Genomic DNA, 25,519 nt, shown 5'->3' on the forward strand with positions numbered 1-25,519 from the left:
CCCTCACCGCCGCTCGTCGGCGTCTGGCTGGCGGCTGCGATAGACCACCCAGATCAAGAGTGACGAGATCGGCACCCAGGCGAGCTGGTACCAGTAGAAGAACGGAAAGCCGAACAGCGACGGCTCGGCGAAATTATAGAACGGCACCCACAGCAAGCCGATGAACGGCAGCAGCAACAGAATCCACATGGCTCTCTCCCAGCCCCGGGCGTGATCCATACCGGCAGGGTTGCCGGTGTCCCGTCATCAACGACCCCAGGAACCATTCGTTGCGTCTAGAATCACAGTTACGGCATGGCGATGCAAAAAGATGTGATCGCCGAACCGGGCACGCTGCCTATTCGGCTTTGATGCCGGCGTCCTGGATCACCTTGCGCCAGCGCGCTTCCTCACCGGAAAAGTAGCGGTCGAGCTCGGCCGGAGGCTGTGCCACCATCACGAGGCCCTCGTTGACGCTGAGCTTCTTGAAGGCTTCCGCCTGCACGGCCTTGGCCGCGGACGTGTTGAGCCGGTCGATCACGTCGGGCGGCGTGTTCGCAGGGGCGTAAAGGCCGTACCACGATTCCGCGACGTAGCCCGGCACGCCGGCTTCCGATACCGTCGGCAGTTGCGGGAACGCGGGCGAGCGCTCAGTCGAGGTTACGCCGATCGCGCGCAGCTGCCCGGCTTCGACCAGCGACGCGCAGCTCGCCACCGTCGTGAACATCACCTGGATCTGGCCACCCAGGAGGTCGGTGATGGCCGGCGCCGCACCCTTGTAGGGCACGGTGGTGAGATTGACTCGCGTCATGTGCTTGAACAATTCACCGGCGAGATGCGCCGAGGTGCCGGTGCCATAAGTGCCGTAGGACAGCTTTTCCGGATCAGCCTTCGCGGCCGCGACCAGATCGGCGATCGACTTGATCGGCGAGGATGGATTGACCACCACGACGTTGAAGGAGCGCGCCACCAGCGCCACGGGGGCAAAATCCTTGTGCGCGTCATAGGGCAGCTTGCGGTAGAGGCTCGGATTGACCGCGTTGGCGAAGGTCGCCATCAGCAGGGTGTAGCCGTCGGGTGGACTCGCCGCGACGCTCTGCGTGCCGACGATCGTGCCAGCCCCCGGCTTGTTCTCGACGATAACGGTGACGCCGAGATCCTTCTGCATCTCCTGCGCCAGCGTGCGCGCCACCACATCGGTGCCGCCGCCCGGCGCGAACGGCACCACGATCTTCACGATATGGTCGGGATAGGCGGCGCGCGCCGGCACCTGCAACAGCAGGTTTGCTGCAAGCGCGAACAGAAGCGATGCGAGGAAGCGAAGCGGCATGGCGGACCCCGGCAAGTGACGCGACCTTGATACACGGGAGCGCCATGCGAGGGGGGCCGGGGCGCCATGATGCAGGAGGAAGCGCTCCACTTCCGGTCCCGTCATCCTGAGGTGCGAGCGCAGCGAGCCCCGAAGGATGAATCGGCCACAGCCGGGCCGTCGACCCTTCGAGACGCGCTTCGCGCTCCTCAGGGTGACGGAGATAGATGTGCGTGCGCGGCTCTTTCCACGCTCCTCACGAATACGGATTGATCAGCTTCTGCTGCTCGGTGGCGTGATGCACCAGGAGATCGATGAAGGTGCGCACCTTCGCCGAGAGATGATGGCGGTGCGGATAGACCGCGTTCATGGTGAACTCGACCGGCCGGTACTCGGGCAACAGGCGGACCAATTGGCCGGACTCGAGCTCGTCGCGCACCAGGAAGCCTGCCGCGAGGAACACGCCGACGCCGGCCAATGCGGCGAGCCGCAGCGTGTCGCCGCTGTTGGCGACCAGATTGCCGCTGACCTTCACCGACGCCGGCGTGCCCTTGCGGTCGACGAAATGCCACTCGTCGCCATAGGGATAATTGACGTGACGGATGCAATTGCGTTCCGCGAGGTCGGCGAGCTGCGCGGGCTTGCCGTGCTGTTCGATATAGCCGTGCGAACAACACAGCACGTGCCGCCAGGTCGCGATGCTGCGCACGATCAGGCTGGAATCCGGCGGCGGGAGCATGCGCACGGCGAGATCGTAATTCTCGTCGATCAGGTCGACATTGCGTTCACCGATCGCGAGGTCGACCTTGACCTCCGGATAGGTCGCCAGGAACTCGACCACCGCGGGCGACAGGAACTGCGCTAGGTGGGTGTTGGTGTAGATGCGCAGCGTGCCGCGCGGCACCGACTGCAACGCGCCCGCGATGTCGTCGGCCTGTTCGATATCGGCGAGGATCTGGACACAACGCTCGTAATAGGCCTGACCGACCTCGGTGAGGCTGACCTTGCGCGTGGTGCGGTTGAGCAGCCGGGCGCCGAGCCGATCCTCCAGCGACTGCACATGGTTGCTCACCATCGTGGTGGACATGTTGAGCTTGCGGCCGGCCGCGGAAAAGCCGCCGGCATCCACGACCCGGACGAAGGCGGTCAGGCTGGTCAGGCGATCCATGTGCGCAACGTCCGGATTATCAGCGCTGGCTTGATAATGCTTCCAGTTTTATCGGGATTATCACAGCGAGGAGGACATTGCATCTAACGGGTCGAGATCGGCGCCCTTTCTGGAAGGACGCGAATGTTCGACCCGGAGGACGCCATGTCGACCACAACCTATGTCCCTGACGAATCGGCTAAAATTGGCCTGCGCCCGTCGCGCGCGACGTTCAAGCGGGCAGCCCTCGGGCTCGCCGCGCTGCTCGGCATCGCCGTCGCCGCCGATTTTGGCTACGACTATCTCACCACCGGCCGCTACCTCGAATCGACGGACGACGCCTATGTGAAGGCGGACTCTACGATCATCGCACCGAAAGTGTCGGGCTATATCGCCCGCGTGCTGGTCACCGACAACCAGCCGGTGAAGGCCGGCCAGCTGCTGGCCGAGATCGACGACCGCGATTACCGCACCGCGCTCGGCCAGGCCAAGGCTGACGTCGACGCCGCGAGCGCGTCGGTGCGCAACCTCGATGCCCAGCTCGAGCTGCAGCAACCGATCATCGACCAGAGCACGGCCGATGTCGAAGCCGCCGAAGCCAATCTGAAATTCGCCCAGGAGGAGCAGAGCCGCTACGACGGGCTGATGAAGTCCGGCTCCGGCACCATTCAGCGCGCGCAGCAGACCGATGCGGCGCTGCGCGCCAACACCGCGCAATTGCAGCACGCGAAATCGGCGCTGTCGGCAGCGCAGCGCAAGGTCGATGTGTTGACCACGCAGCGCGCCCAGGCCGCCGCGCAGGTCGACCGCGCCCGCGCAGTCGAGCAGCAGGCCGAGCTCAATCTGTCCTATGCGAAGATCACCGCGCCGGTCGACGGCACGGTCGGCGCCCGCACGCTCCGTGTTGGCCAGTACGTGCAGGCCGGCACCCAGCTGATGGCGGTGGTGCCGCTCGATGCGGTGTATGTGGTCGCCAATTTCAAGGAGACGCAGCTGACCCATGTGCGGAATGGCCAGCCGGTCGAGCTCACCGTCGACAGTTTCCACGGCACCACCTTGAAGGGCCATGTCGACAGTCTGTCGCCGGCCAGCGGTCTCGAATTCGCGCTGCTGCCGCCCGACAACGCCACCGGCAATTTCACCAAGATCGTGCAGCGCGTGCCAGTGAAGATCGTGCTCGACGATCACAGCCTGACCGGCCTGCTGCGGCCGGGCATGTCGGCGATCCCGACCGTCAACACCAAGGCTACGGTGCTGGCCGAACGCGACGAGAAGCGCCGGCTTGCCTCGGCGACGCGGCCGCACGGCGGCTAGGGACGAACGGTTCTTCAATTGGCCAAGCGCGATCGATCACCGCATCGGCGGTCGATCGCGTTTTGCTGTGTGCCTCTCCGTGATCGCTTCTCCTTCGTGCCGCGCACACCGGCGATAGACCAGCTGCTGTGGCAAGCCGCTACGAACGGCAGAACAGCTAGGCATCCGATTATCAAGCTCTGCCGGACAATCCTTCCACCCTTTCCCGGATTATCGAAACCGGCCGCCTAATACATGTTGTTTGAGTCAGCAAGGACGACCCCGATGACCACACTCCAGCCCACAGCCGATGCAGCCAATACGGCCGATCTTTCGAAACCCGCAGCACCCGCCGCGCCTGCGGTCTCGACGCGGACCTGGATCGCGGTGATCGGCGCCACGCTCGGCGCGTTCATGGCGGTGCTCAACATCCAGATCGTCAACGCCTCGCTCGCCGACATTCAAGGCGGCATCGGCGCCGGCATCGATGACGGTGGCTGGATTTCGACCTCCTATCTGATTGCCGAGATCGTGGTGATCCCGCTGTCCGGCTGGCTCGCGCGGGTCTTCTCGGTTCGCCTTTATCTGCTCACCAATGCGTTCCTGTTCCTGGTGTTCTCGGCGGCCTGCGCGCTGGCCCAGGACCTGCCGCAGATGATCGCGCTGCGCGCCGTGCAAGGCTTCACCGGCGGCGTGCTGATCCCGATGGCGTTCACGCTGATCATCACGCTGCTGCCGAAGGCCAAGCAGCCGATCGGGCTGGCGCTGTTCGCGCTGTCGGCGACGTTCGCGCCGGCGATCGGCCCGACCATCGGCGGTTATCTCACCGAGAACTGGGGCTGGCAGTACATCTTCTATGTCAATCTGGTGCCCGGCGCCGTGATGATCGCGATGCTGTACGTCTCGCTCGATCCGAGCCCGATGAAGCTGTCGCTGATCCGCCAGGGCGACTGGCTCGGCATCATCACCATGGCGATCGGGCTGGCCGCGCTGCAGACCGTGCTCGAAGAAGGCAACAAGGACGACTGGTTCGGCTCGCCCTTCATCGTCCGCCTGTCTGTCATCGCAGCGGTTGCGCTGACAGCCTTCCTGATCGTCGAATTCACCGTCGAGAAGCCGCTGCTCAATCTGCGCCTGCTCGCCCGCCGCAATTTCGGCTTCGGCATGCTGGCGAACTTCCTGATGGGCATTGCGCTGTACGGCTCGGTGTTCATCCTGCCGCAGTACCTGTCGCGCATCCAGGGCTACAATGCCGAGCAGATCGGCATGGTGCTGGCATGGACCGGACTGCCGCAGCTCGTGCTGATCCCGCTGGTGCCTAAGCTGATGCAGCGCTTCGACCCGCGCATCGTCATCGGTATCGGATTTGCGCTGTTCGCCGGCTCCAGCTTCATGAACATCTACATGACCAACGACTATGCCGCCGATCAGCTGCTCTGGCCGAACGTCGTTCGTGCCGTCGGTCAGGCGCTTGCATTTGCCCCGCTGTCGGCGGTTGCAACGGCCGGAATTGAAGCGGAGAATGCCGGATCGGCGTCAGCGCTGTTCAACATGATGCGCAACCTCGGCGGCGCAATCGGCATCGCCGCGCTGCAGACCCTGCTGACCAAGCGCGAGCAGTATCATTCCAACGTGCTGATGCAGTCGGTCTCGCTGCTGGAGGAGGCAACCCGCACCCGGATCGCGCAGATGACGCAGTATTTCATGAACCACGGCATCGCCGACCAGGCCGCCGCCGCCCACCGCGCGATCGCCGCGATCGGCAATGTCGTGCAGAAGCAGGCCTACATCCTGGCCTTCAGCGACACCTTCTACCTGCTCGGCGTGGCGCTGATCATCGCGCTGGTCGCAACCCTGTTCCTGAAGAAGCCGGGCCAGCTGGCTGGCGGCGGCGGCGCGCACTAGCCTTGTTACTGAACCCACAACCACGGAGAACGAGCATGAAACCCCGGATGAACTTCTACCAGGCCGCCCCCGAAACCATCAAAGCGCTGGTTGCGGTGGAAAGCCAGATCACCGCGAGCGGCCTCGAGCAATCGCTGATCGAACTGGTGAAGACCCGCGCCTCGCAGATCAACGGCTGCGCCTACTGCATCAACATGCACACCGAGGACGCCCGCAAGCATGGCGAGACCGAGCAGCGGCTCTATCTGCTCAATGCCTGGCGCGAGTCACCGCTCTACTCCGAGCGCGAGCGCGCGGCGCTGGCCTGGACCGAAGCGCTGACGCTGGTTGCAGACACGCACGCGCCCGATGCCGACTATGAGGCGGTACGTGCGCAGTTCTCGGACGGCGAGCTGGTCAACCTGACCACGCTGATCGGCGCGATCAACGCCTGGAACCGGATCGCCATCGGCTTCCGCGCAGTGCATCCGGTGAAAGTGAAGGTCGCAGCTTGAGGGCGATACTGATCGCCAAATATTCAGCTGTCATGCCCCGCTTCATGCGGGGCATCCAGTACGCCGCGGCTTCTCGGCTCGAGCACCGCGGCATCTGGAATACTGGATCGCCCGGTCGAGCCGGGCGATGACAGCGTGAATAGGGACAGATTAAACCGCGGTCGCCCGCGCGAACTCGACATAGATCTCGCGCAGGCGGTCGGTGATCGGGCCGACCTTGCCGCTGCCGACCGCCTTGCCGTCGATTGCGACCACGCCCTGCACGAACACCGAGGCGCTGGTGATGAAGGCTTCCTTGGCGGCGAGTGCTTCGGCGACCGTGAAGGCGCGTTCCTCGATGCGCAGCTGGCGCTCCTCGGCGAGCTTGACCACCGCCTTGCGGGTGCAGCCGGGCAGGATCTCGTTGCCGTTCTGTCGGGTCACGATGACGTCGTCCTGGGTGACGATGAAGGACGACGACGAGCCGCCCTCGGTGATCTTGCCGTCCTCGATCATCCAGGCTTCGCCGGCGCCGGCCGCGGCCGCGGCCTGCTTGGCCAGCACCTGCGCGAGCAGCGCCACGCTCTTGATGTCGCGCCGTTCCCAGCGGATGTCGGGCACCGTGATGACCTTGATGCCGGTCTTGGCCGAGGGCGCGTTGATGATGTCCTTTTCCGAGGTGAACATGACCAGCGTCGGCTTGACGTCGGCCGTCGGGAACGCGAAATCGCGGCCTTTGTCGGCGCCGCGGGTTACCTCGAGATAGACCATGCCGTTGACGAGGTTGTTGCGCTTGACCAGCTCCTTCTGGATCTCCTCGATCCGCTCCAGCGTCTCCGGCAGCGCCAGCTGGATCTCGCCGACCGAACGTTTCAGCCGCGCCAGATGCGAGGCGTTGTCGATCAGCTTGCCCTCGAGCACCGCCGCCACCTCATAGATGCCGTCGGCGAACAGGAAACCGCGGTCGAACACCGAGACCTTGGCCTCGGAATGCGGCACGTACGAGCCGTTGACGTAAGCGATCTTTTCCACGCGAGTTCTCCTGCGGACGAAGGGGGAGTTCTGGGCTTTCGTATACGCAAATTGTTAACGGGGATAAACCCTCTCCCCACCGTCATTCCGGGGCGCGCCAGAGGCGCGAGCCCGGAATCCATTTCACAGCAGAAGATGCGGCCCAATGGACTCCGGGCTCTCGCTTCGCGAGCCCCGGAATGACGGAGTGGAGAGAACGACGCCCCCTAATGCTGCAGGATCTTCGACAGGAACTTCTGCGCGCGGTCGCTGCGCGGCGTGCCGAAGAAGTCGGCCTTCTTGGCATCCTCGACGATCTCGCCGCGGTCCATGAAGATGACGCGGTCGGCGACCTTATTGGCGAAGCCCATTTCGTGGGTCACCACCATCATGGTCATGCCCTCGCGGGCGAGGTCGACCATGACGTCGAGCACCTCGCTGATCATTTCCGGGTCGAGCGCCGAGGTCGGCTCGTCGAACAGCATCGCGATCGGGTCCATCGCCAGCGCGCGGGCGATCGCGACGCGCTGCTGCTGGCCGCCGGACAATTCGGCGGGAAACTTTTTGGCGTGATCCTTCAGCCCGACGCGCTCCAAAAGCTTCATGCCCTTGGCCATGGCCCCGTCATGCTTGCGGCCCAGCACCTTCTCCTGCGCGAGGCAGAGATTGTCGATGATGCGCAGATGCGGGAACAGCTCGAAATGCTGGAACACCATGCCGACGCGCGAGCGCAGCTTCGGCAGGTCGGTCTTGGGATCGTTGACCTTGACGCCGTCGAGCGTGATGTCGCCGCCCTGGATCGGCTCCAGCGCATTGACGCATTTGATCAGGGTCGACTTGCCCGAGCCGGAGGGGCCGCAGACCACCACCACCTCGCCCTTGGCGACGCTGGTGGTGCAGTCCTTCAGCACCTGGAAGGCCGGCCCGTACCATTTGTTGACGTGATTGATCTCGATCATGATGGCTCAGCTCGTTTGATCAGCGAACGATGGCGATGCGCGCCTGCAGGCGGCGGACACCAAAGGATGCGACACAGGAAATGACGAAGTAGACCAGCGCGGCGAACAGGTACATTTCGACCAGACGGCCGTCGCGCTGCGCGACCTTGCTGGCGGCGCCGAGGAAATCCGGGATCGACAGCACGTAGACCAGCGAGGTGTCCTGGAACAGCACGATGGTCTGCGTCAGCAGCACCGGCAGCATGTTGCGGAACGCCTGCGGCAGCACGACGTAGCGCATCGACTGCGCGTAGGTCAGGCCGAGCGCGCTAGCCGCGGCCGGCTGGCCCTTCGAGATCGACTGGATGCCGGCGCGCATGATCTCGGAGAAATAGGCCGCCTCGAATGCGATGAAGGTGATCAGCGAGGAGGCAAAGGCGCCGACCGTGATCGGCCGCGACGCTCCGGTCAGCCACTGCCCGATATAGGGCACCAGGAAGTAGAACCAGAAGATCACCAGCACCAGCGGCAGCGAGCGGATGAAGTCGACATAAAGGCCCGCGATGCGCCCGAGCCATTTGTAGCTCGACAACCGCATCAGGGCGATCAGGGTGCCGAACACCAGGCCGCCGAACGCAGCAAGCGCCGTCAGGGTCAGCGTGAAGCGCATGCCCTCGAAGAACAGATAGGGCAGCGCGCGGCGGATGACGTCGAAATCGAAATTGCCGAGCATCGTCATTTGCCCGTGATGTAGCCGGGGATCGCAACATAGCGCTCGAGGAAGCGCATCGCGGTCACCACGACGAAATTGAGGAGAAGATAGAGCACGGTCGCCGCAGTGAAGGCCTCGAACACCTGGAACGAGAATTCCTGCATCGAGCGGGCCTCGCCGGTCAATTCGATCAGGCCGATGGTGATGGCGACCGCGCTGTTCTTGATGGTGTTGAGGAATTCGGAGGTCAGCGGCGGCAGGATGATGCGGAAGGCCATCGGCAGCAGCACGTAGCGATAGGTCTGCACCGTGGTGAGGCCGAGCGCGGTCGAGGCCTGCTTCTGGCCGCGCGGCAGCGAGGTGATGCCGGCCTGCAATTGCACGGCGACGCGCGCCGACATGAACAGGCCGACGCCGATCGCGGCGGTCCAGAACGGTGCGTTCGGCAGCTGCTTCAGCCACAGCCCGGCGGATTTGGGCAGCAGCTCGGGCAGCACGAAGAACCAGAGGAACAGCTGCACCAGCAGCGGCATGTTGCGGAAGAACTCGACCCAGCAGAAGCCGATCCACGACGCCGTCTTCGACGGCAGCGTGCGCAGCACGCCGATCACCGAGCCGGTCACCAGCGCGATGATCCAGGCGAGCACCGACACCTTGACAGTGACCACCAGTCCCGACAGCAGCAGGTCGAGATAGGTGCCGGTCCCCATCGGGTTCGGCTCAAGAAAGATGTGCCAGTTCCAATTATAGTTCACAGGTCCCCCACGCGCGGCCGCGGCGATCACGCATTACGCCGACTTGGCGCGCGGCGTCTATGCAAATGTCCGGCCATCTTCCTCCAAAATGGCCGGACATACTCACTTTCGGGACCCGCCGCCGAGGGGCGACGGGTCAAACTCGGCCGTGCAATCAGTTCACCAGATAGGCATCGGGATCGGGCGAATCCGACGGCTTCGCAAACTGCTTCTTCATCTCCGGTCCAGCCGGCGAGTTGAGATTGAGGCCCTTCGGCGGGATCTTCTGGGTGAACCACTTGTCGTAGATCTTCTGGCCCTCGCCGCTGGTGTAGAGCGCGGCCGTGGCGGCGTCGACGACCTTCTTGAACGGCGCATCGTCCTTGCGCAGCATGATGCCGTAGGGCTCGGGCTTGGAGAACGCATCCTTGGAGATGACGTAGTCGTCCGGCGACTTCGAGCCGGCGACGAGGCTCGCGAGCAGGATGTCGTCCATCACGAAGGCAACCGCACGATCGGTCTCGACCATCAGGAAGGCCTCGGCATGATCCTTGGCCGGGATGATGTTGACGCTCAAGCCCCGCGCCAGGTTGGCCTCGGTGAGCTGCTTGATGTTGGTGGTGCCGGCGGTCGACACCACCGTCTTGCCCTTCAGGTCATCGATCGAATTGATCTTGTTCGCCTTCTTGGTGACGTAGCGGCTCGCGGTCAGGAAGTGCGAGTTGGTGAAGGAGACCTGCTTCTGGCGCTCGGCATTGTTGGTGGTCGAACCGCATTCGAGGTCGACGGTGCCGTTGGCCATCAGCGGGATGCGCGTCGCCGAGGTCACCGGGTTGAGCTTGACCTCGAGCTTGTCGAGCTTGAGCTCCTTCTTGATCGCGTCGACGATCTTGTAGCAGATGTCCATGGCGTAGCCGATGGGCTTCTGGTTGTCGTCGAGATAGGAGAACGGGATCGAGGAATCGCGGTAGCCGAGCGTGATCGCGCCGGTGTCCTTGATGTTCTTCAGCGTGCCGGTCAGCTCCTGGGCCTGCGCCTGGCTCGCGCCGAGCGCGGCGGCGAGCGCGAAGCCGATGAGATATTTGGATGTCATACGTCTACTCCTTCGTGGAAACGTCGATCTAGTGCATGAGAATGTCGGCGAGGACGGGTGCGATGTAGCGGCGAAACTGCTCCGGATTCTCGCTCATCGGAAAATGACCGAGCTTCTCCATGATCGTGACGCTGGCGCCCCCTATTGCCGCTGCGGTCCGCCTCGTGTCCTCGGGCGTGCAGGAGAAATCATACTCGCCCGTGAGCAGATACAGCTTGCATACTTTAGTATCGATTGACGCGACCTGGCCGCGCAGGTCGCCATCGACACGGTAGAAATACAGATCGCCCTTGAACACGCCCGGGCCGCCCTGCTTGTAGGCCCACAGCGTTTCCATCCGCGAGGCTTGCGGGCTCTGCGGCGCAATCAGTCCCGACACCAGCGCGGCGCAGACTTCGCCGCCGTGAACGTCCGGACGGTTCAGCCAGCCGGTGTCGTACCACGGCGCCTGGAAGTCGGCGGCCTCGAGCCCGATCAGCGCGCGGAATTCGGCGGCATGTTCGATCGCGAGATTCAGCACGATGCGGCCGCCGATCGAACAGCCCATCACGACCGGCTTCTCCAGCCGCAGCGCACGGCAGAAGGCGCGGATGGTCTCGGTGTAGCGTGCTGTGGTGAGTTGGTATTCATCGCCGGTCCAGCTCTTCGGCGGATTCGACTTGCCATGCCAGGGCATATCGAAGGCAATGATGCGGAAATTTTCGGCAAATTGCGCGTCAGCGAGCAGATGCCGCCACTGTCGCGCATCCGATCCCGCGGTGTGCAGGCAGAGCAGCGGCACGCCCTCGCCGTTCTCCTCGAAATAGATCCGGTGCAGCTCGCCGCCGATCTCGACGTGAACGTAGCGGCCGACCATCGGCTCGATGTGGCCGTTCATGATGGCGCCGCTCATGTTGCGCCCGCCGCGAATTGCTGCCGCGGCAGCGCCAGCAGGTCCTTGAAGTACTGCAGATGCGTCATGAAGGGATGGAGATCGCCTTCCAGCACCGCCTCGCCGCGCTTGGTCAGCGCCAAGAGATCATGCCAGCCGGGCTTCGGCTCGGCCTGCCAATAGGCGGCCCAGGCCTGCGGCGTCGCACGATAGGCAAAGCGCCACGAGCGCATCAGGACCGGCGCAGGCTTGAGCTCGACGATGCGCCCGGTGCGGATCGTGGCATGAAACGGCCGCGCCAACTCCCCGAGCAGGCAGTCGCAATCGAGCAGCCGCCCGCGCGCGACCAGCATGGGAGCCTGGTCAAGCAATGCGGGAAGGCCGGCAAACGCCGTCGTCACAGCGTCGTCGGTGGCGTCGGGCGAGAGCGTCATCAGTCGGGGAAGCTTCCTGCGGCGGATCGCCCATGATGACTGGAAGGCTGCGATCCCGCAAGGCGCCGATGCCCTCGGATGCCCTTGGGTTCCCTGGATAATTCGCTTGACCAAACCCGGCTTGCCGGTCAGGCGCGGCCCACCGCGCATGCTGCCGGAAACGGCCAGTCAGCTCAGACCAAAGACCGATTGAATTCCGCGGCTCGGCAGGGCGTCGCACGGCGCGGCAGGCCAATTGTCGCAGCCCCTGCCTTCGCTCTTCCGTTGTCCGCCGCGTTCTGTCCTATGCGCCCTGTGTCCTTGCGAATGACAGGGACGATCATTGCCAACACCGAACAAGACGCGGCCGCGATCGAACGCGGCCACCAGGGAGAGAACGAGATGTCGCAGCGCAATCGCTTGATGGTCCTGCTCGCCGCCGCCGGCATGCTGGTGTCGGTTGCAGCGCAAGCGCAGGATTATCCGACCAAGCCGATCACGCTGATCGTGCCGTGGCCGGCGGGCGGCTCGACCGATATCTCGATGCGCGCGATCGCCGAGAGCGCCTCCAAGGTGCTGGGCCAACCGATCGCGGTCGACAACAAGGCGGGTGGCGGCGGCACCGTGGGCCCGGCGACGATGGCCGCCGGCGCCAAGCCCGACGGCTACACCATCGCGCAGATCCCCATCACGGTGTTTCGCCTGCCCCTGATGCAGGAGGTGTCGTGGGATCCGGCGAAGGATTTCTCCTACATCGTGCACCTCACCGGCTACACCTTCGGCGTCACGACCAATGCGGACTCGCAGTTCAAGAGCTGGCAGGACGTGGTCGATTTCGCCAAGAAGAATCCCGGCAAGGTGACCTACGCCTCGCCCGGCACCGGCACCTCGCTCCATGTCGGCATGGAGCAGATCGCGTTGATGGCCGGGATCAAGCTGACCCAGGTGCCGTTCAAGGGCGGCGCCGAGACCAACGCCGCGGTGCTCGGCCAGCACACCATGCTGCAGGCCGATTCCACCGGCTGGCGGCCGCTGGTCGACGCCGGCAAGCTCCGCCTGTTGATGGTGTGGACCGGCACGCGCTCGCCGAACTATCCCGACGTGCCGACGCTGAAGGAGCTCGGCTATCCCATGATCTACGACTCGCCGTTCGGCATCGCTGGCCCCAAGGGCATGGATCCCAAGATCGTCGCCAAGCTGCACGACGCCTTCAAGAAGGCGATCGAGGACCCCGCGGTGATCGCAACGCTTGCCAAATACGACATGGTGCCGAACTACAAGAACACCGAGGACTACAAGAAATTCGTGGTCGAGGTCACCGAGTCCGAGCGCAAGGTGATCGACACGCTCGGCCTGGCGAAGAAGTAGCAGGCACAATCGACAGGCCTCACCCGTCGTTATCCGTCATTGCGAGGAGCGAAGCGACGAAGCAATCCATCTTTCCGCAGACGCGGTGAAATGGATTGCTTCGCTTCGCTCGCAATGACGGGGATAGGTCGATGCCCCCTTGCGACGCGACGAGAGCATTCCTCATGACAGACCAAACCAACGTGAAACTCCGCCTCAACAACTCCGAGCTCTGGGGCGGTCTGATCGGGCTCGGGCTCGGCCTCTTCGTGATCTGGTCCGGCCTGAAGCTCAAGCTCGGCACCATCAACGATCCCGGCTCCGGCTACGTGCTGTTCTACACCGGCATCCTGATGTGCGTGTTCGCGGTCTCGATCATGGTCGCGGCGGTCACCGAGGGCGGGCCGACTTTCGCGTCGCGCTGGCAGAATGCGCGCTGGGGCAAGCCGGTGCTCGTCATCGCCTGCCTCGCCGCATTCGCCTTTGCGCTGGAGCCGCTCGGCTTCCTGCTGTCGGCGATCCCGCTGATGCTGTTGCTGCTGCGCGTGATCGATCCGGTGCGCTGGTCGCTCGCCATCCCGCTGTCCATCCTTGCCCCGCTCGGGATGTGGTGGGTGCTGAAGCACCTGCTCGCGATCCAGTTGCCGAGCGGCCTGTTCGAGATCGGTTGAGCTGCCCATGGATACTCTCGTCAACGTCGCCCACGGCCTCGGCATCGCGCTGCTGCCGGTCAATTTGCTCTACTGCTTCATCGGCGTCTTCATCGGCACGCTGGTCGGCGTGCTGCCCGGCATCGGCCCGATCTCGGCGATGTCGCTGCTGCTGCCGGTGACGCTGTCCGGCACGGCGGAATCCGGCATCATCATGATGGCCGGCATCTATTACGGCTCGATGTATGGCGGCTCGACCACCTCGATCCTGGTCAACATTCCCGGCGAGGCCGCCTCCGTGGTCACCTGCATCGACGGCCACCAGATGGCCAAGCAGGGCCGCGCCGGACCGGCGCTCGGCATCTCCGCGTTCGGCTCGTTCATCGCCGGCACCTTCTCGCTGGTCGCCTTGATGCTGGTGGCGCCCTCGCTCGCCAGCGTCGCGATCGCGTTCGGCCCGGCCGAATATTTCAGCCTGATGGTGCTCGGCCTTGTCGTGTTGACCTTCCTCACCCAGGGCTCGATGGCGAAAGCGCTGCTGATGGCCTGCATCGGCGTCGTGCTCGGCCTGGTCGGGCTCGACAGCATCACCGCGCAGCCGCGGCTGACCTTCGGCCGTATCGAGCTGATCGACGGCATCGGCCTCGTGCCTGTCGTGATGGGCCTGTTCGGCGTCGCCGAGGTGCTGCTCAACACCGAGCAGGCGATCAAGCGCGACATCATCAAGACCAGGATCACCCAGCTGCTGCCGAGCAAGGAGGACTGGAAGGCGAGCAGCGGTCCGGTGGCGCGCGGCACCGTGCTCGGCTTCTTCCTCGGCATCCTGCCCGGCGGCGGCGCCGTGGTGGCGTCGTTTGCATCCTATGCGCTGGAGAAGCGGCTCTCGAAGCATCCGGAGCGGTTCGGCCATGGCGCGATCGAAGGCGTCGCGGGGCCGGAATCGGCCAACAATTCCGCGGCCGGCGGCGCCTTCATTCCGCTGATGACGCTTGGCATCCCGCCGAACGTCGTGATGGCGCTGCTGCTCGGCGCCTTCGTGATCCACGGCCTGCAGCCGGGACCGCTGATGATCTCGCAGAACCCGACGCTGTTCTGGGGCATCGTCGCCAGCATGTATATCGGCAATCTGATGCTGCTCGTGCTCAATCTGCCGATGATCGGCATGTGGGTGCAGCTGCTGCGGCTGCCCTACAACGTGCTGTTCCCGCTGATCATCCTGTTCACCATCATCGGCGTCTACTGCTCCAGCAACAACGTGTTCGACGTCCACGTCATGATCGCGTTCGGCGTGATCGGCTATTTCATGCGCAAGCTCGGCTACGAGCCGGCGCCGCTGGTGCTCGCCTTCGTGCTCGGGCCGATGCTGGAGAACAATCTGCGCAAGTCGCTGATCCTCTCCCAGGGCGACCTGATGACCTTCGTGGAGCGGCCGATCTCGGCGATCTGCCTCGCCTTCGCGCTGGTGCTCTTGGTCGGCCCGCTGCTCCCGTCGCTGCGCAGGAAGCGCGAGCTGGTGGCACTGGACGAGGGGGCTTAAGTCACTTGACGCTGCGGCCGGGCTTCGGCGCCTGGGCCAAGGCGCGGGCCAGCACCTGGGCTTCCTTCTTCAGCATGTCGGCGAGCTCGGCTTCGCGGCGGCGGATGCGGTCGGTTGCGGCACCGATCGAGAGCGCCGCGACCACCTCGCCGGCATCGTCGCGGACCGGAACGCCGACGCCGCCCATTCCGGGGAATGCGGCGTCGAGCAGCACGGTATGACCGGCCTTGCGCGCCACCGCGATCCGCTCGCGCAGAAACTTTGGCGTGATGCGCGGCGATTTCGCCAGCCGCGGCACGATCACCTCGATCACGGCCTCGATCTCGGCATCCGGCAGCCAGACCAGCAGCGCCAGCGCGCCGGCACCGACGCCGAGCGGACGGCGGCTGCCGATCTGCAAATAGTTCGGCTGCAGCGGATGGTTGCCGACCGAGCGCGCCAGATACAGCGCCTCGACGCCGGATCGTACCGACAACAGCGCGGTATCGGCCGAACGTTCCGACAGCCGCAGCAGGCTCGGCTGTGCCAGCTCGGCGATGTCGACCGAGCGGCGCGCGCCGACCGCCATCACCCGCGCTTCTTGGCCGAGCTCGTAGGTCTTGGCACCGGCGACCCTGGAGACAAAACCCTCCTCGATCAGCGAATTGAGGATGCGCAGCGCCGTCGCCTTGTTCAGCGAGGTGGTGTCGGCGATGTCGGTCAGCCGCAGCGGCGAGCGCTGCGCCAGCACCCGCAGGATCGCGCAGACTTTCTGGATCGCGTTGAACTTGTCGGGTTGGCCCGGCTCCGGTGATGGCCTCTTGCGGCTGGTGCGCGCGGTCGCAGTCGTGGAGGCGTTCATGCCCTGGCCTTCCTTGCCTCAATTCCAAACCTTGAACCGGGCACGACGAGTGGCGCGTCCGGCGCACCTCATCCTAAGACGGATGATGCGTGCCGGACACCGTATACTTTCGTCAGATGAAACTTCGATTTCGATGATCTACGCTGCTTTGCAGCAACAAAGGTATCCGAATTTCGCTTCGCGAAATCAGGCGCCATTTGAGCATGATCTCCGCGCAAACGCGCTCCGCGTTTGTCGCGAGGAAAAGCCGCGTCGCACTTTTCCGATCATGCCAGCCGCATCCTCCGGATGGTGAACAGCGCGCCAAGGCTGAGGATGCAAACCGCGGTGAGATAATAGCCCGGCGCGAGCTGGCCGATCAGCGCAAAGCCACCCATCCAGGTCATGATCGCCGGCCCCATGCCGCCGAACAATGTGACGCCGATGTTGTAGCTGAGACCGAGCCCGGTCGCACGCGTCGCCGGCGGAAACAGCTCCGACATCAGCGCGGCCAGCGGCCCGTAGTACAGCGACTTGAGCACGCCGAGCCAGAGCACGCCGAGCAGGATGATGACAGGCGTCGGCTTGCCGGTGAGCAGCAGGAAGGCCGGAAAGATCGACACCAATAGCAATAGCGCAAACAGGATCATGTGCGTGGTGCGTCCGATCTTGTCGGAGACGTATCCTGCGATCGGCGCCAGCAGCGCGACCGCGGTCTGCGCGACCAGCGCCGCCATGAACCCGACCGTCGGCGGCAGCTTCAGCGTCTTCACGACGTAGGTCGGCATGTAGACGATCAGATAATTCACCGCGGTCGACACCGCGAGCGCGCCGATTGCGAGCAGCGTGGCGAGCTTCTGCCGCACGAGCACCTCCGGGACCGGCGAATCCTGCTTGCCGGCCCCGGGCGGCGGCGTCGCGTCGTCGACATGGTTGCGGATGTAGATGCCGACCGGGCCGATCAGCACGCCGAACAGGAACGGCAGCCGCCAGCCCCAGGATTGCAGATCCTCCGGGCTCATCACCGACGTCAGCAGCGCGCCGAAGCCGGCGCCGAGCAGGCCGCTGACGCCCTGGCTGGCGAACTGCCAGCTCGCGACGAAGCCGCGCCGCTCCGGCATGTGCTCGACCAGGAACGCGGTCGAGGAGCCGAACTCGCCGCCGGCCGAAAATCCCTGCACCAGCCGCGCCAGCATCACCGCAACAGGCGCCAGGATGCCGATGGTCTCGAAGGTCGGCATCAACGCCAGCACCAGCGTGCCAAACGTCATCAGCACGATCGACAGCATCAGCGAGGCCTTGCGGCCGTGCCGGTCGGCATAGGCGCCGAGCACGATGCCGCCGATCGGACGGACCAGGAACGACAGGCCGAAACTGCCGAAGGTCAGCAGCAGCGATGTGGTCGGATCATTGGCCGGAAAGAACGCCTTGGAGAGGTAGACCGCGAAATAGGCGTAGACCGAGATGTCGTACCACTCGAGCGCATTGCCGACCGAGGTCGCCACGATCAGGCGGGTGATGTTCTTCTTGTCGACCACAGTTGCGTGCTGAGCGCCGGCCGAAGTTGACAGTGTCATTTGAATTTCCTTGGCAGCGTCGGCCACAGTCTCTCAACTCAGCATACCCGGCCTTGTGCTCGCCGGGCACGCACCTCTTCCCCGTCATCCTGAGGTGCGAGCTCTTGCGAGCCTCGAAGGATGCACGGCCCGGCTGGTGGCCGTCGATCCTTCGAGACGCGGCTGACGCCGCTCCTCAGGATGACGGAGTAAGGCGCGGATGTCCGGCAAGAGTGGCGAAGACGCGCTTCGCGCCTTAGGCCAGACATAACGATATAGGACGCGCGTCAACCCTTAACGCTTCGCCTCGCCGAGATCCCAGAACAGGCCGGCCATGATGGTCAGCGCCTCTTCGGTCACCGGCAGCAGGATGTGCTCGTCGGGAGCGTGCTGCGAGCAGCCCGGATAGGAGTGCGGCACCCAGATCGTCGGCAGGCCGAGCCCCTCGGAGAAGACGTCGTTCGGCAGCGAGCCGCCGAAGTTCGGCAGCACCGCCGGCGCCTTGCCGGTGGTGGCGCGGATCGAATTCGCCGCCCAGTCAATCCACGGGCTGTCCATGTCGGTGCGCGAGGCGCCGAAACGTTGCGTGCCGGAGACCTCGACCATCGGGAATCCGTTGTTGTGCAGATAATCGCGCACCGCGTCGATCACCTCGAGATGCTTGGTGCCGACCACGAAGCGGAGCTGCAGCACCGCGTTCGCCTTGCCGGGGATCGCGTTCGCCGGCTTGTCGATATTGCCCGACGACATCGCCAACACTTCGAGCGTGTTCCAGGCATAGAGCCGCTCGGCCGCGGTCAGGCCCTCCTCGCCCCAGTCCTCCGCGAGCTGAGGTTCGTCCGGCGTCGGCTTGATCTCGACATCGGCCAGCGCGGCGCGGACGCGGTTCGAGATCGGTGGCGGCTTGAGGATCTCGAGCTTCATGCGGCCCTTGCCGTCGACCAGGCTCGCGATCGCGTTCGCCAGGATGGTGGCGGGGTTGGCGAGCACGCCGCCCCAATTGCCGGAATGGTTGCCGCCCTCGCGCAGATTGACGTCGAGATGGATGCGGTTGCCGCCGCGGCAGCCGAGGAAGATGGTCGGCCGCTCCGCCGACAGCCGCGGGCCGTCGGAGGCAATGAACAGATCGGCCTTCAGCTCCTCGCGATGCGCCTCGCAGACCTCGCGCAGATCGGGCGAACCGATCTCCTCGCCGGTCTCGATGATGAATTTGGCGTTGAAGCCGAGCTTGCCGCCGCGCGCCTGCTTCACCGCCCGCAGCGCCGCCATGTTGATCGAATGCTGGCCCTTGTTATCGGCGGTGCCGCGGCCATAGACACGGTCGCCCTTGACCGTGGTCTGCCAGGGATTGAGCCCGTCGCGCCATTCGCCGACCATGCCGTCGACGACATCGCCGTGGCCATAGGTCAACACGGTCGGCCGCGCGGCATCTTCCTGGTAGTCCGCGATCAGATAGGGCCCGCGGCCGGTCGGCGGGTCGATCAGCCTTGTTTTGAAATCGAGCTCGGCAAAGGCCGGCTGCAGATTCTCCACCAGATAGGCGCGCAGCGCACCGGCCTTGTCGGCATTCAGGCTCTCGGTCTGGTAGCCGACCCTGCGGTCGAGCTCCCTGAGAAACTGTCCCGATTGAAAATGCTCTCGCGCGTTTGCGATTGCGTCGGCCCGTGTCGCCATGATTGTTCCTTCGTCCGGTCGCGTCTTGGCATGATCCCACCGGAAAGCTGGTTCGCACATCCGGATCATACTCCTGAAGGTGCGCAACCTATCGGGATCGGCTGGCCGCCGGAAGGGTATGAATCGCGAAGGGGGCCTTGCCAAAACGTGGGAAGTCGCACCAATTTGATGCGGGACGCCCAACCGGGCAGCACGGCGCGCAAGATTTCGACCAAGGTTACGGCAATGACAAAACAGATCCGGCTCAACGCCTTTGCCATGAACTGCGTGGCGCATCAGTCGCCGGGGCTGTGGACCCATCCACGCGACCGCACCAAGGACTACAACAAGCTGTCCTACTGGATCGATCTGGCAAAGACGCTGGAGCGCGGCCGATTCGACGGCCTGTTCCTCGCCGACGTGCTCGGCGTCTACGACGTCTATGCCGGCAATCCGGATGCGGCGCTGCGCAACGCGGCGCAGACCCCGGCCAACGAGCCCTTGATGCTGATCCCGGCGATGGCCGCAGTGACTGAAAATCTCGGCTTCGGCGTCACCAGCAATCTCTCCTTCGAGCCGCCCTACCCGTTTGCCCGAAGGATGTCGACGCTCGACCATCTGACCAACGGCAGGGTCGGCTGGAACGTGGTGACCGGCTATCTCGATAGTGCCGCGCGCGGCGCCGGCAAGGACAAGCAGACCGCGCATGACGACCGCTACGAGCTCGCCGACGAATATATGGAGCTGGTCTACAAGCTCTGGGAAGGCAGCTGGGAGGACGACGCCGCGATCCGCGACGTCGCGCGCGGCATCTTCACCGATCCAAAGAAGGTGCATCGCGTGCAGCACGAGGGAGCCAACTACCGGCTCAACGCGATCCATCTGTCGGAGCCGTCGCCGCAGCGCACGCCGGTGCTCTACCAGGCCGGCACCTCGCCGCGCGGCCGGCAGTTCGCCGCCGAGCACGCCGAATGCGTGTTCATGTCGGGCCCGTCGGCGAAGGTGATCGGCCCCCGGGTGTCGGCGATCCGCGAGCTCGCCGCCGCAAAGGGCCGCAACGCGGCCGAGATCCTGATGTTCTCGATGATGTGCGTCGTGGTCGCGCCGACCGAGGCGGAGGCGCAGGCGAAATACGCCGAGTATCGCAGCCATATCAGCCATGAGGGCGCGCTGGCGCTGATGTCGGGCTGGACCGGCGTCGACTTCTCGACCTATTCGCTCGACCAGGAGGTACGGCACGTGCAGAACGACGCCGGCCGCTCCGCGATGGACAATGTCACCCGCGCCGATCCCGACCGGGTCTGGACCGTGCGCGAGGTCGCCGAGCATGTCGGCATCGGCGGCGCCGGCCCTGTGGTGGTCGGCACGCCGGAGCAGGTCGCCGACAAGATCGAGCAATGGTTCGAGGACACCGACGTCGACGGCCTCAACGTCGCATTCGCGATCTCGCCCGGCGATTTCGAGGATATCGCCGACATGCTGGTGCCGGAGCTCGTGAAGCGCGGCCGCTACAAGAAAGAGTACGCAAAGGGCACGCTGCGCGAGAAGCTGTTCGGCGAGGGGCGTGCGAAGCTCGATGCGACGCATCCGGCAAGCCGGTATCGCGTGAATCGAACTGCGTAGGGTGGGTTAGCGCCAGCGTAACCCACCGCCTTCGTCCAACAGGCGCCGGTGTGGATGAGAGACCGCCGGTGGGTTACGCCTTCTAACCCAACCTACGATTGGAGTCCCGTCATCCTGAGGAACGCGCTCTTGCGCGCGTCTCAGGGTGACGGGGATGGATTGGGCGCTCAGTGAAACTCAATTCACCGCATTGCTGACCACCACCTCGATCAGCTTCGCACCCGGACGGCTGAAGGCCGACTTCAGCACGCCCTTCAGCTCCTGCGGGTCGGTGACCTTCATGGCCTCGAGCCCGAGCGAGCGCGCGACGCCGGTGAAATCGACCGGCGGATCGATGAAATCCATGCCGACATAATTGTCGTCGCCATGGAAGGCGAGCAGGCGCTGCTTGATGATGCGATAGCCGCCATTGTTGACGATGATGAAGGTGAGCGGCAGCTTGTGGTTGGCCGCGGTCCACAGCGACTGGATCGAATACATCGACGAGCCGTCGCCGGAATAGCAGACCACCGGGCGCTGCGGATTGGCAAGGCTGACGCCGACCGATGCCGGCAGACCCCAGCCGATGCCGCCCGACGCCAGCGCGTGATAGCCGTAGCGATCGCGATGCGCGCGCAGCGCGATGATCTGCCGCGACGAGGTCAGGCCCTCGTCGACCAGGATCGCGTTATCAGGCATCGCCTCGACGACCTGCAGCGCCAGCCAGTCCGGATCGATCGGCGAGGTTTGGTTCGCCTTCGAGATCTGCTCGACCAGCGCCTTGCGCTTCGCCGTCCAATTCTTCGCTGCAAGCGCCGCGAGGCCTTGCCTTGCGCGCGCCTCCAGCGCGCTGCCGCCCGCTTCCTTGAGTGCCGGCACCAGTGCGCGCAGCGTTTCCTTCACATCTGCCTTGACCGCGATCTCAGCGCCATAGTTCCTGGCAAGATCGCTGTCGACCAGGCCGACCTGCACGATCGAGAGCCCGTCCGGCAACGGATCGACCTCGCTGTAGACCGACATCCGCAGCGGATCGCCGCCGAGCGCGATCAAAAGATCATGCGGCGCCAGCACGTCGCGGGCGACCTTCTGCAACCGCGCGATCGCGCCCATGAAGCTCGGGCTTTCGGAGAGGAAATGCGAACCATAGGGCGTCGACGATTGCCAGGCCGGACAGCCCAGCGTTTCGGCGAGATCGGCGGCCTCGCGCAGCGCATCGCTCTTGACGATCTCGTCGCCGACGATGATCACCGGACGCTCGGCTTTCAGGATGCGCGCGGCCAGTGCCTTCAGCGACTCCTCCGACGGCCTGACGCGGCTGTCGACCCGGGTGGAACGGCCGAGCTCGATGCCGGCCTCGGCATTGAGGATATCGCCGGGCAACGAGATGAACACCGGCCCGGTCGGCGGCGTGGTGGCAATCTTGGCGGCGCGGCGCACGATGCGCGGCAAATCCTCCAGCCGGGTCACCTCGACCGCCCATTTGACCAGCGGCGTCGCCATCTGGACCAGCGGACCGTAGAGCACCGGCTCGGTGAGGCCGTGGCCCTGCTCCTGCTGCCCGGCGGTGAGGATCAGCGGCGTGCCGGTGAAGCTCGCGTTATAGAGCGAGCCCATCGCATTGCCGAGGCCGGGCGCGACATGGACGTTGCAGGCGACCAGCTTGCCCGAGGCACGGCTGAAGCCGTCGGCCATCGCGACCACCAGGCTCTCCTGCATCGCCATCACATAGGTGAGATCGGGATGGTCCTTTAGCGCATGCATGATCGGCAGTTCGGTGGTTCCGGGATTGCCGAACAGATGGGTGACGCCTTCATCCTTCAGCAACGCCAGAAAGGCCGAGCGGCCGGTAATGCGGTTCTTCATGTTCCCTCCAGGCCCGTCGGCGCGTTGGCCGACGGAACCGGGAGATGACCAAACTTGCGCTTGTGGAGCAATCGAGCGGCCGGTCATGGCCGCATTCCGCAGGCGCGCGCCTGATGCCGGGCGGGCGCTAGAACATCCCCTCGCGCTCGCTGCGCTTCTTCTTTTTCGAGCGCTGCCAGACCACACCGGGATAGCCCTTCAGCGGCACCAGCGGCTCGCCGGTGTAGGCCCATTCCTGCAATTCCTCGATCGCGATGTGGTACAGCGGCTGCCGGCCGGTGCGACCCGAGAACAGCGCGCGCGGGATGTTGACCATGTGCGGCGACCGCGCGCGTTCGTAGATGATTGGCGTGCCGCAATTGGCGCAGAAGCTGCGCACGGTGTTGCTCGCGGCATCCTCATAGCGCGACAGCTCACTTGCGCCCTGGATGATGCGGAAGCGCTTCTTCCAACTGCCGACATAGGTCGCGTAGACGGCGCCGTGGGCACGGCGGCTGGCCTGCGTGTGATCGTGCCAGGCCCAGCGCGCCGGCACGTCGATCTCGAACCGCACCTTGCCGCACAGGCATCGGCCGGAAGCGGGCTTTGCGAGTGCCACGGGTTTTGGCTTTTTCGTCGGCTCGAACTCGTCGTCCGGAAACATATAAACACCGTCATTGCGAGCAAAGCGAAGCAATCCATCGAGCCGCGTCTGTGGAGCGATGGATTGCTTCGTCGCTTCGCTCCTCGCAATGACGCGGGTCGCGTCTACGCCTGCGCCAATTCGTCGTGCTCGGGATAATCCGTATAGCCCTTCTCCTCGCCGGCGTAGAAGGTGGCGCGGTTGTACTTGGTCAAGGGATAGCCGCGCTGCAGCCGACGCGGCAAATCCGGGTTGGAGATGAAGTAGCGGCCGAACGCGATCGCATCGGCATGGCCGTCGGCGACCGCGCTCGCGGCGGTTTCGCCGACGAAATTGCCGGCGGTGATCAGCACGCCGCTCCACATCGGACGGTACAGCACCATCGCCGACGGCACGTTCTGCCAATCGACCTCGGCGCGGCCGGTGCCGGAGGCGCGCGGCTCGATGAAATGCAGATAGGCGAGCCCGAACTTGTCCAGCGCCTTGATGGCGTGGCTGTAGAGCGGCATCGGGTCGGCCTCGCCGCTGCCGTTGGCGATGCCGTAGGGCGAGAGCCGCACGCCGACGCGGTCGGCGCCCCACACCTCGGTCACCGCCTGCGTCACCTCCAGCAGGAAGCGGACGCGGTTCTCGATTCCGCCGCCATACCGGTCGGTGCGCTGATTGCTGCGCGATTGCAGGAACTGCTCGATCAGATAGCCATTGGCACCATGGATCTCGACGCCGTCGAAGCCGGCGGCAAGCGCGTTCTTCGCGCCCTGCCGGTAGGCCTCGACCATCAGCGCGACCTCGCTGGTTTCGAGCGCGCGCGGCGTCTCGTACTCGACCACCTTGCCGTCCGCCGTCATGCACTTGAACTCGGAGGGGATCGCGACCGCCGACGGCGCCACCGGCAGCGCGCCATTGGGCTGGAACGAGGAATGCGAGACGCGGCCGACGTGCCAGAGCTGCAGGAAGATCAACCCGCCCTTGGCGTGCACGGCGTCCACCACCTCGCGCCAACCCGCGATCTGGGCCTCGCTGTAGATGCCGGGGACGCCGGGATTGCCGAAGCCGGTGGCGACCACCGGCGAGGCCTCCGCGATCAGCAGGCCGCCGGGCGTGGCGCGCTGCGCATAATATTCCGCATTCATCGGCCGCGGCGCCAGACTCGGCCGCGCCGCCCGCATCCGCGTCAGCGGCGCCATCACGACCCGATGCTTCAGCTCATAGGGACCAACCTTGAGCGGCGAAAACAGCGACGGAGAATTCATGCCTACCCCGATTATTCTGATGTGGTTTCCGTTATGGTGTGGGCATGATCTTGTCGGAAAACCGGTAGCCACTTTTCCGGATCATGCCCGTTATCTCACGGGTTCATCTTGTTCGCAAAAGCAGGTAGTGGCAATCTAGCGAACAGACAAGCAGGCTTGCCATGTCGAAAACGAGCGCCACATCGCTCCCCTCATTGAGCGTCCGCATCGATCTCGATGCCGAAGACCGCATCGGGCCGGGCAAGATCCTGCTGCTCGAGCAGATCAAGCAATGCGGCTCGATCTCGGCCGCCGGCCGCGCCATGGACATGAGCTACAAGCGCGCCTGGGACCTGGTCGACGAGATCAACCGCATCTGCCGCCAGGCGGCGGTGGAACGGCAGACCGGCGGCAAGAACGGCGGCGGCGCGGTGCTGACCCCGTTCGGCCTGTCCCTGGTGGCACGCTACCGCAAGATCGAACGCGATGCGGCGACCGCGGTCCGCAAGGATCTCGAAGCGCTGCGCAGCGACATCGGCAAGCCACGGAAGGCCGCAGGGCGGTAGGCGCAAGGCCGTCGCAACGGCTTATTGCAAAAATATCGAAAAACAACCCCATGCAAAGGAGCGGGTGGCGTTCGGGGCGGTATTCTAATATTCCGAAATCATGCGGTAGCGAGCGCGCCGATCGTTGAGACCTGTACCCCCTCACCCGCCGCGCAAACGCGCGGCGACCTCTCCCCGCAAGCGGGGAGAGGTA

The 25,519-nt window shown here is 64.8% G+C and carries 24 protein-coding genes; 8 read left to right on the plus strand and 16 right to left on the minus strand.

Annotated features, from left to right (window positions below; genetic code table 11):
* Nucleotides 1-3 precede the first annotated feature (3 nt).
* The 3 genes from ACVINW_RS04740 to ACVINW_RS04750 form a co-directional block, all read right to left on the minus strand.
* Nucleotides 4-189 (minus strand): DUF3311 domain-containing protein, encoded by a 186-nt coding sequence (locus tag ACVINW_RS04740; RefSeq protein WP_456750234.1) that lies wholly within the window; start codon nt 187-189, stop codon nt 4-6.
* Nucleotides 190-337: 148 nt separating this feature from the next.
* The gene (locus tag ACVINW_RS04745) at nt 338-1,309 is read right to left on the minus strand and encodes a Bug family tripartite tricarboxylate transporter substrate binding protein (RefSeq protein ID WP_456750235.1); all 972 of its coding nucleotides are present in this window, start codon (nt 1,307-1,309) and stop codon (nt 338-340) included.
* 235 nt (nt 1,310-1,544) lie between these two features.
* Nucleotides 1,545-2,456 (minus strand): LysR substrate-binding domain-containing protein, encoded by a 912-nt coding sequence (locus ACVINW_RS04750; protein WP_456750236.1) that lies wholly within the window; start codon nt 2,454-2,456, stop codon nt 1,545-1,547.
* A 144-nt stretch (nt 2,457-2,600) separates the two neighbouring features.
* Here ACVINW_RS04750 and ACVINW_RS04755 point away from each other — a divergent pair, with 144 nt between their 5' ends.
* The 3 genes from ACVINW_RS04755 (at nt 2,601) to ACVINW_RS04765 (ending at nt 6,127) form a co-directional block, all read left to right on the plus strand.
* Nucleotides 2,601-3,749: an HlyD family secretion protein gene (locus ACVINW_RS04755; RefSeq protein WP_456750237.1), complete on the plus strand. Its 1,149-nt coding sequence runs from the start codon at nt 2,601-2,603 to the stop codon at nt 3,747-3,749.
* 264 nt (nt 3,750-4,013) lie between these two features.
* On the plus strand, nt 4,014-5,633 hold the full coding sequence (locus ACVINW_RS04760; protein ID WP_456750238.1) for an MDR family MFS transporter: 1,620 nt from the start codon (nt 4,014-4,016) through the stop codon (nt 5,631-5,633).
* A 35-nt stretch (nt 5,634-5,668) separates the two neighbouring features.
* The gene (locus ACVINW_RS04765) at nt 5,669-6,127 is read left to right on the plus strand and encodes a carboxymuconolactone decarboxylase family protein (RefSeq protein ID WP_456750239.1); all 459 of its coding nucleotides are present in this window, start codon (nt 5,669-5,671) and stop codon (nt 6,125-6,127) included.
* Between the two features lie 150 nt (nt 6,128-6,277).
* Here the strand turns inward: ACVINW_RS04765 and ACVINW_RS04770 are convergent, their stop codons facing one another.
* The 7 genes from ACVINW_RS04770 to ACVINW_RS04800 form a co-directional block, all read right to left on the minus strand.
* Complete coding sequence (locus ACVINW_RS04770) at nt 6,278-7,138, minus strand: D-amino-acid transaminase (RefSeq protein ID WP_456750240.1); 861 nt, start codon at nt 7,136-7,138, stop codon at nt 6,278-6,280.
* A 206-nt stretch (nt 7,139-7,344) separates the two neighbouring features.
* Nucleotides 7,345-8,076: an amino acid ABC transporter ATP-binding protein gene (locus ACVINW_RS04775; RefSeq protein ID WP_456750241.1), complete on the minus strand. Its 732-nt coding sequence runs from the start codon at nt 8,074-8,076 to the stop codon at nt 7,345-7,347.
* Between the two features lie 19 nt (nt 8,077-8,095).
* Nucleotides 8,096-8,788: an amino acid ABC transporter permease gene (locus tag ACVINW_RS04780; RefSeq protein ID WP_456750242.1), complete on the minus strand. Its 693-nt coding sequence runs from the start codon at nt 8,786-8,788 to the stop codon at nt 8,096-8,098.
* 2 nt (nt 8,789-8,790) lie between these two features.
* On the minus strand, nt 8,791-9,522 hold the full coding sequence (locus ACVINW_RS04785; protein WP_456750243.1) for an amino acid ABC transporter permease: 732 nt from the start codon (nt 9,520-9,522) through the stop codon (nt 8,791-8,793).
* A gap of 154 nt (nt 9,523-9,676) precedes the next feature.
* Nucleotides 9,677-10,594, minus strand: coding sequence for an amino acid ABC transporter substrate-binding protein (locus ACVINW_RS04790; protein ID WP_456750244.1), 918 nt, complete (start codon nt 10,592-10,594; stop codon nt 9,677-9,679).
* Between the two features lie 28 nt (nt 10,595-10,622).
* Nucleotides 10,623-11,486, minus strand: coding sequence for an alpha/beta fold hydrolase (locus tag ACVINW_RS04795; protein ID WP_456750245.1), 864 nt, complete (start codon nt 11,484-11,486; stop codon nt 10,623-10,625).
* Entirely contained in the window at nt 11,483-11,899 is a 417-nt protein-coding gene (locus ACVINW_RS04800; RefSeq protein WP_456750246.1) for a hypothetical protein, read from the minus strand. The genes ACVINW_RS04795 and ACVINW_RS04800 overlap by 4 nt, the downstream gene beginning before the upstream one ends.
* 381 nt (nt 11,900-12,280) lie before the next feature.
* On the opposite strand from ACVINW_RS04800, the gene ACVINW_RS04805 reads away from it, so the two are divergent.
* From ACVINW_RS04805 to ACVINW_RS04815, 3 genes are all read left to right on the plus strand, one after another.
* Entirely contained in the window at nt 12,281-13,246 is a 966-nt protein-coding gene (locus ACVINW_RS04805; RefSeq protein ID WP_456756298.1) for a Bug family tripartite tricarboxylate transporter substrate binding protein, read from the plus strand.
* Between the two features lie 164 nt (nt 13,247-13,410).
* Nucleotides 13,411-13,896: a tripartite tricarboxylate transporter TctB family protein gene (locus ACVINW_RS04810; protein ID WP_456750247.1), complete on the plus strand. Its 486-nt coding sequence runs from the start codon at nt 13,411-13,413 to the stop codon at nt 13,894-13,896.
* Between the two features lie 7 nt (nt 13,897-13,903).
* Nucleotides 13,904-15,412, plus strand: a complete 1,509-nt coding sequence (locus ACVINW_RS04815; RefSeq protein ID WP_456750248.1) for a tripartite tricarboxylate transporter permease — start codon at nt 13,904-13,906, stop codon at nt 15,410-15,412.
* A gap of 1 nt (nt 15,413) precedes the next feature.
* Here the strand turns inward: ACVINW_RS04815 and ACVINW_RS04820 are convergent, their stop codons facing one another.
* The 3 genes from ACVINW_RS04820 to ACVINW_RS04830 all read right to left on the minus strand — a co-directional run bounded on the left by ACVINW_RS04820 (nt 15,414) and on the right by ACVINW_RS04830 (nt 19,462).
* Nucleotides 15,414-16,253 carry an IclR family transcriptional regulator gene (locus tag ACVINW_RS04820; RefSeq protein WP_456750249.1) on the minus strand — a complete coding sequence of 280 codons (840 nt, stop codon included), beginning with the start codon at nt 16,251-16,253 and terminating at the stop codon, nt 15,414-15,416.
* A gap of 266 nt (nt 16,254-16,519) precedes the next feature.
* The gene (locus ACVINW_RS04825; protein ID WP_456750250.1) at nt 16,520-17,809 is read right to left on the minus strand and encodes an MFS transporter; all 1,290 of its coding nucleotides are present in this window, start codon (nt 17,807-17,809) and stop codon (nt 16,520-16,522) included.
* 273 nt (nt 17,810-18,082) lie between these two features.
* The gene (locus tag ACVINW_RS04830; RefSeq protein WP_456750251.1) at nt 18,083-19,462 is read right to left on the minus strand and encodes a M20 family metallopeptidase; all 1,380 of its coding nucleotides are present in this window, start codon (nt 19,460-19,462) and stop codon (nt 18,083-18,085) included.
* 225 nt (nt 19,463-19,687) lie between these two features.
* On the opposite strand from ACVINW_RS04830, the gene ACVINW_RS04835 reads away from it, so the two are divergent.
* The gene (locus ACVINW_RS04835) at nt 19,688-21,064 is read left to right on the plus strand and encodes an LLM class flavin-dependent oxidoreductase (RefSeq protein WP_456750252.1); all 1,377 of its coding nucleotides are present in this window, start codon (nt 19,688-19,690) and stop codon (nt 21,062-21,064) included.
* Nucleotides 21,065-21,241: 177 nt separating this feature from the next.
* Here ACVINW_RS04835 and ACVINW_RS04840 read toward each other — a convergent pair whose 3' ends face one another.
* The 3 genes from ACVINW_RS04840 to ACVINW_RS04850 form a co-directional block, all read right to left on the minus strand.
* Nucleotides 21,242-22,906: a thiamine pyrophosphate-binding protein gene (locus ACVINW_RS04840; protein WP_456750253.1), complete on the minus strand. Its 1,665-nt coding sequence runs from the start codon at nt 22,904-22,906 to the stop codon at nt 21,242-21,244.
* 127 nt (nt 22,907-23,033) lie between these two features.
* Nucleotides 23,034-23,549, minus strand: a complete 516-nt coding sequence (locus ACVINW_RS04845) for a GFA family protein (protein ID WP_456750254.1) — start codon at nt 23,547-23,549, stop codon at nt 23,034-23,036.
* 104 nt (nt 23,550-23,653) lie between these two features.
* A complete protein-coding gene (locus ACVINW_RS04850) occupies nt 23,654-24,781 on the minus strand; it encodes an alkene reductase (RefSeq protein WP_456750255.1) in 1,128 nt (375 codons plus the stop codon).
* A 161-nt stretch (nt 24,782-24,942) separates the two neighbouring features.
* Between ACVINW_RS04850 and ACVINW_RS04855 the strand changes: the two genes are divergently transcribed.
* Complete coding sequence (locus ACVINW_RS04855; RefSeq protein WP_456750256.1) at nt 24,943-25,326, plus strand: winged helix-turn-helix domain-containing protein; 384 nt, start codon at nt 24,943-24,945, stop codon at nt 25,324-25,326.
* The last annotated feature ends 193 nt before the right edge of the window (nt 25,327-25,519 follow it).

It is taken from the genome of Bradyrhizobium sp. USDA 4461, from assembly GCF_054055655.1.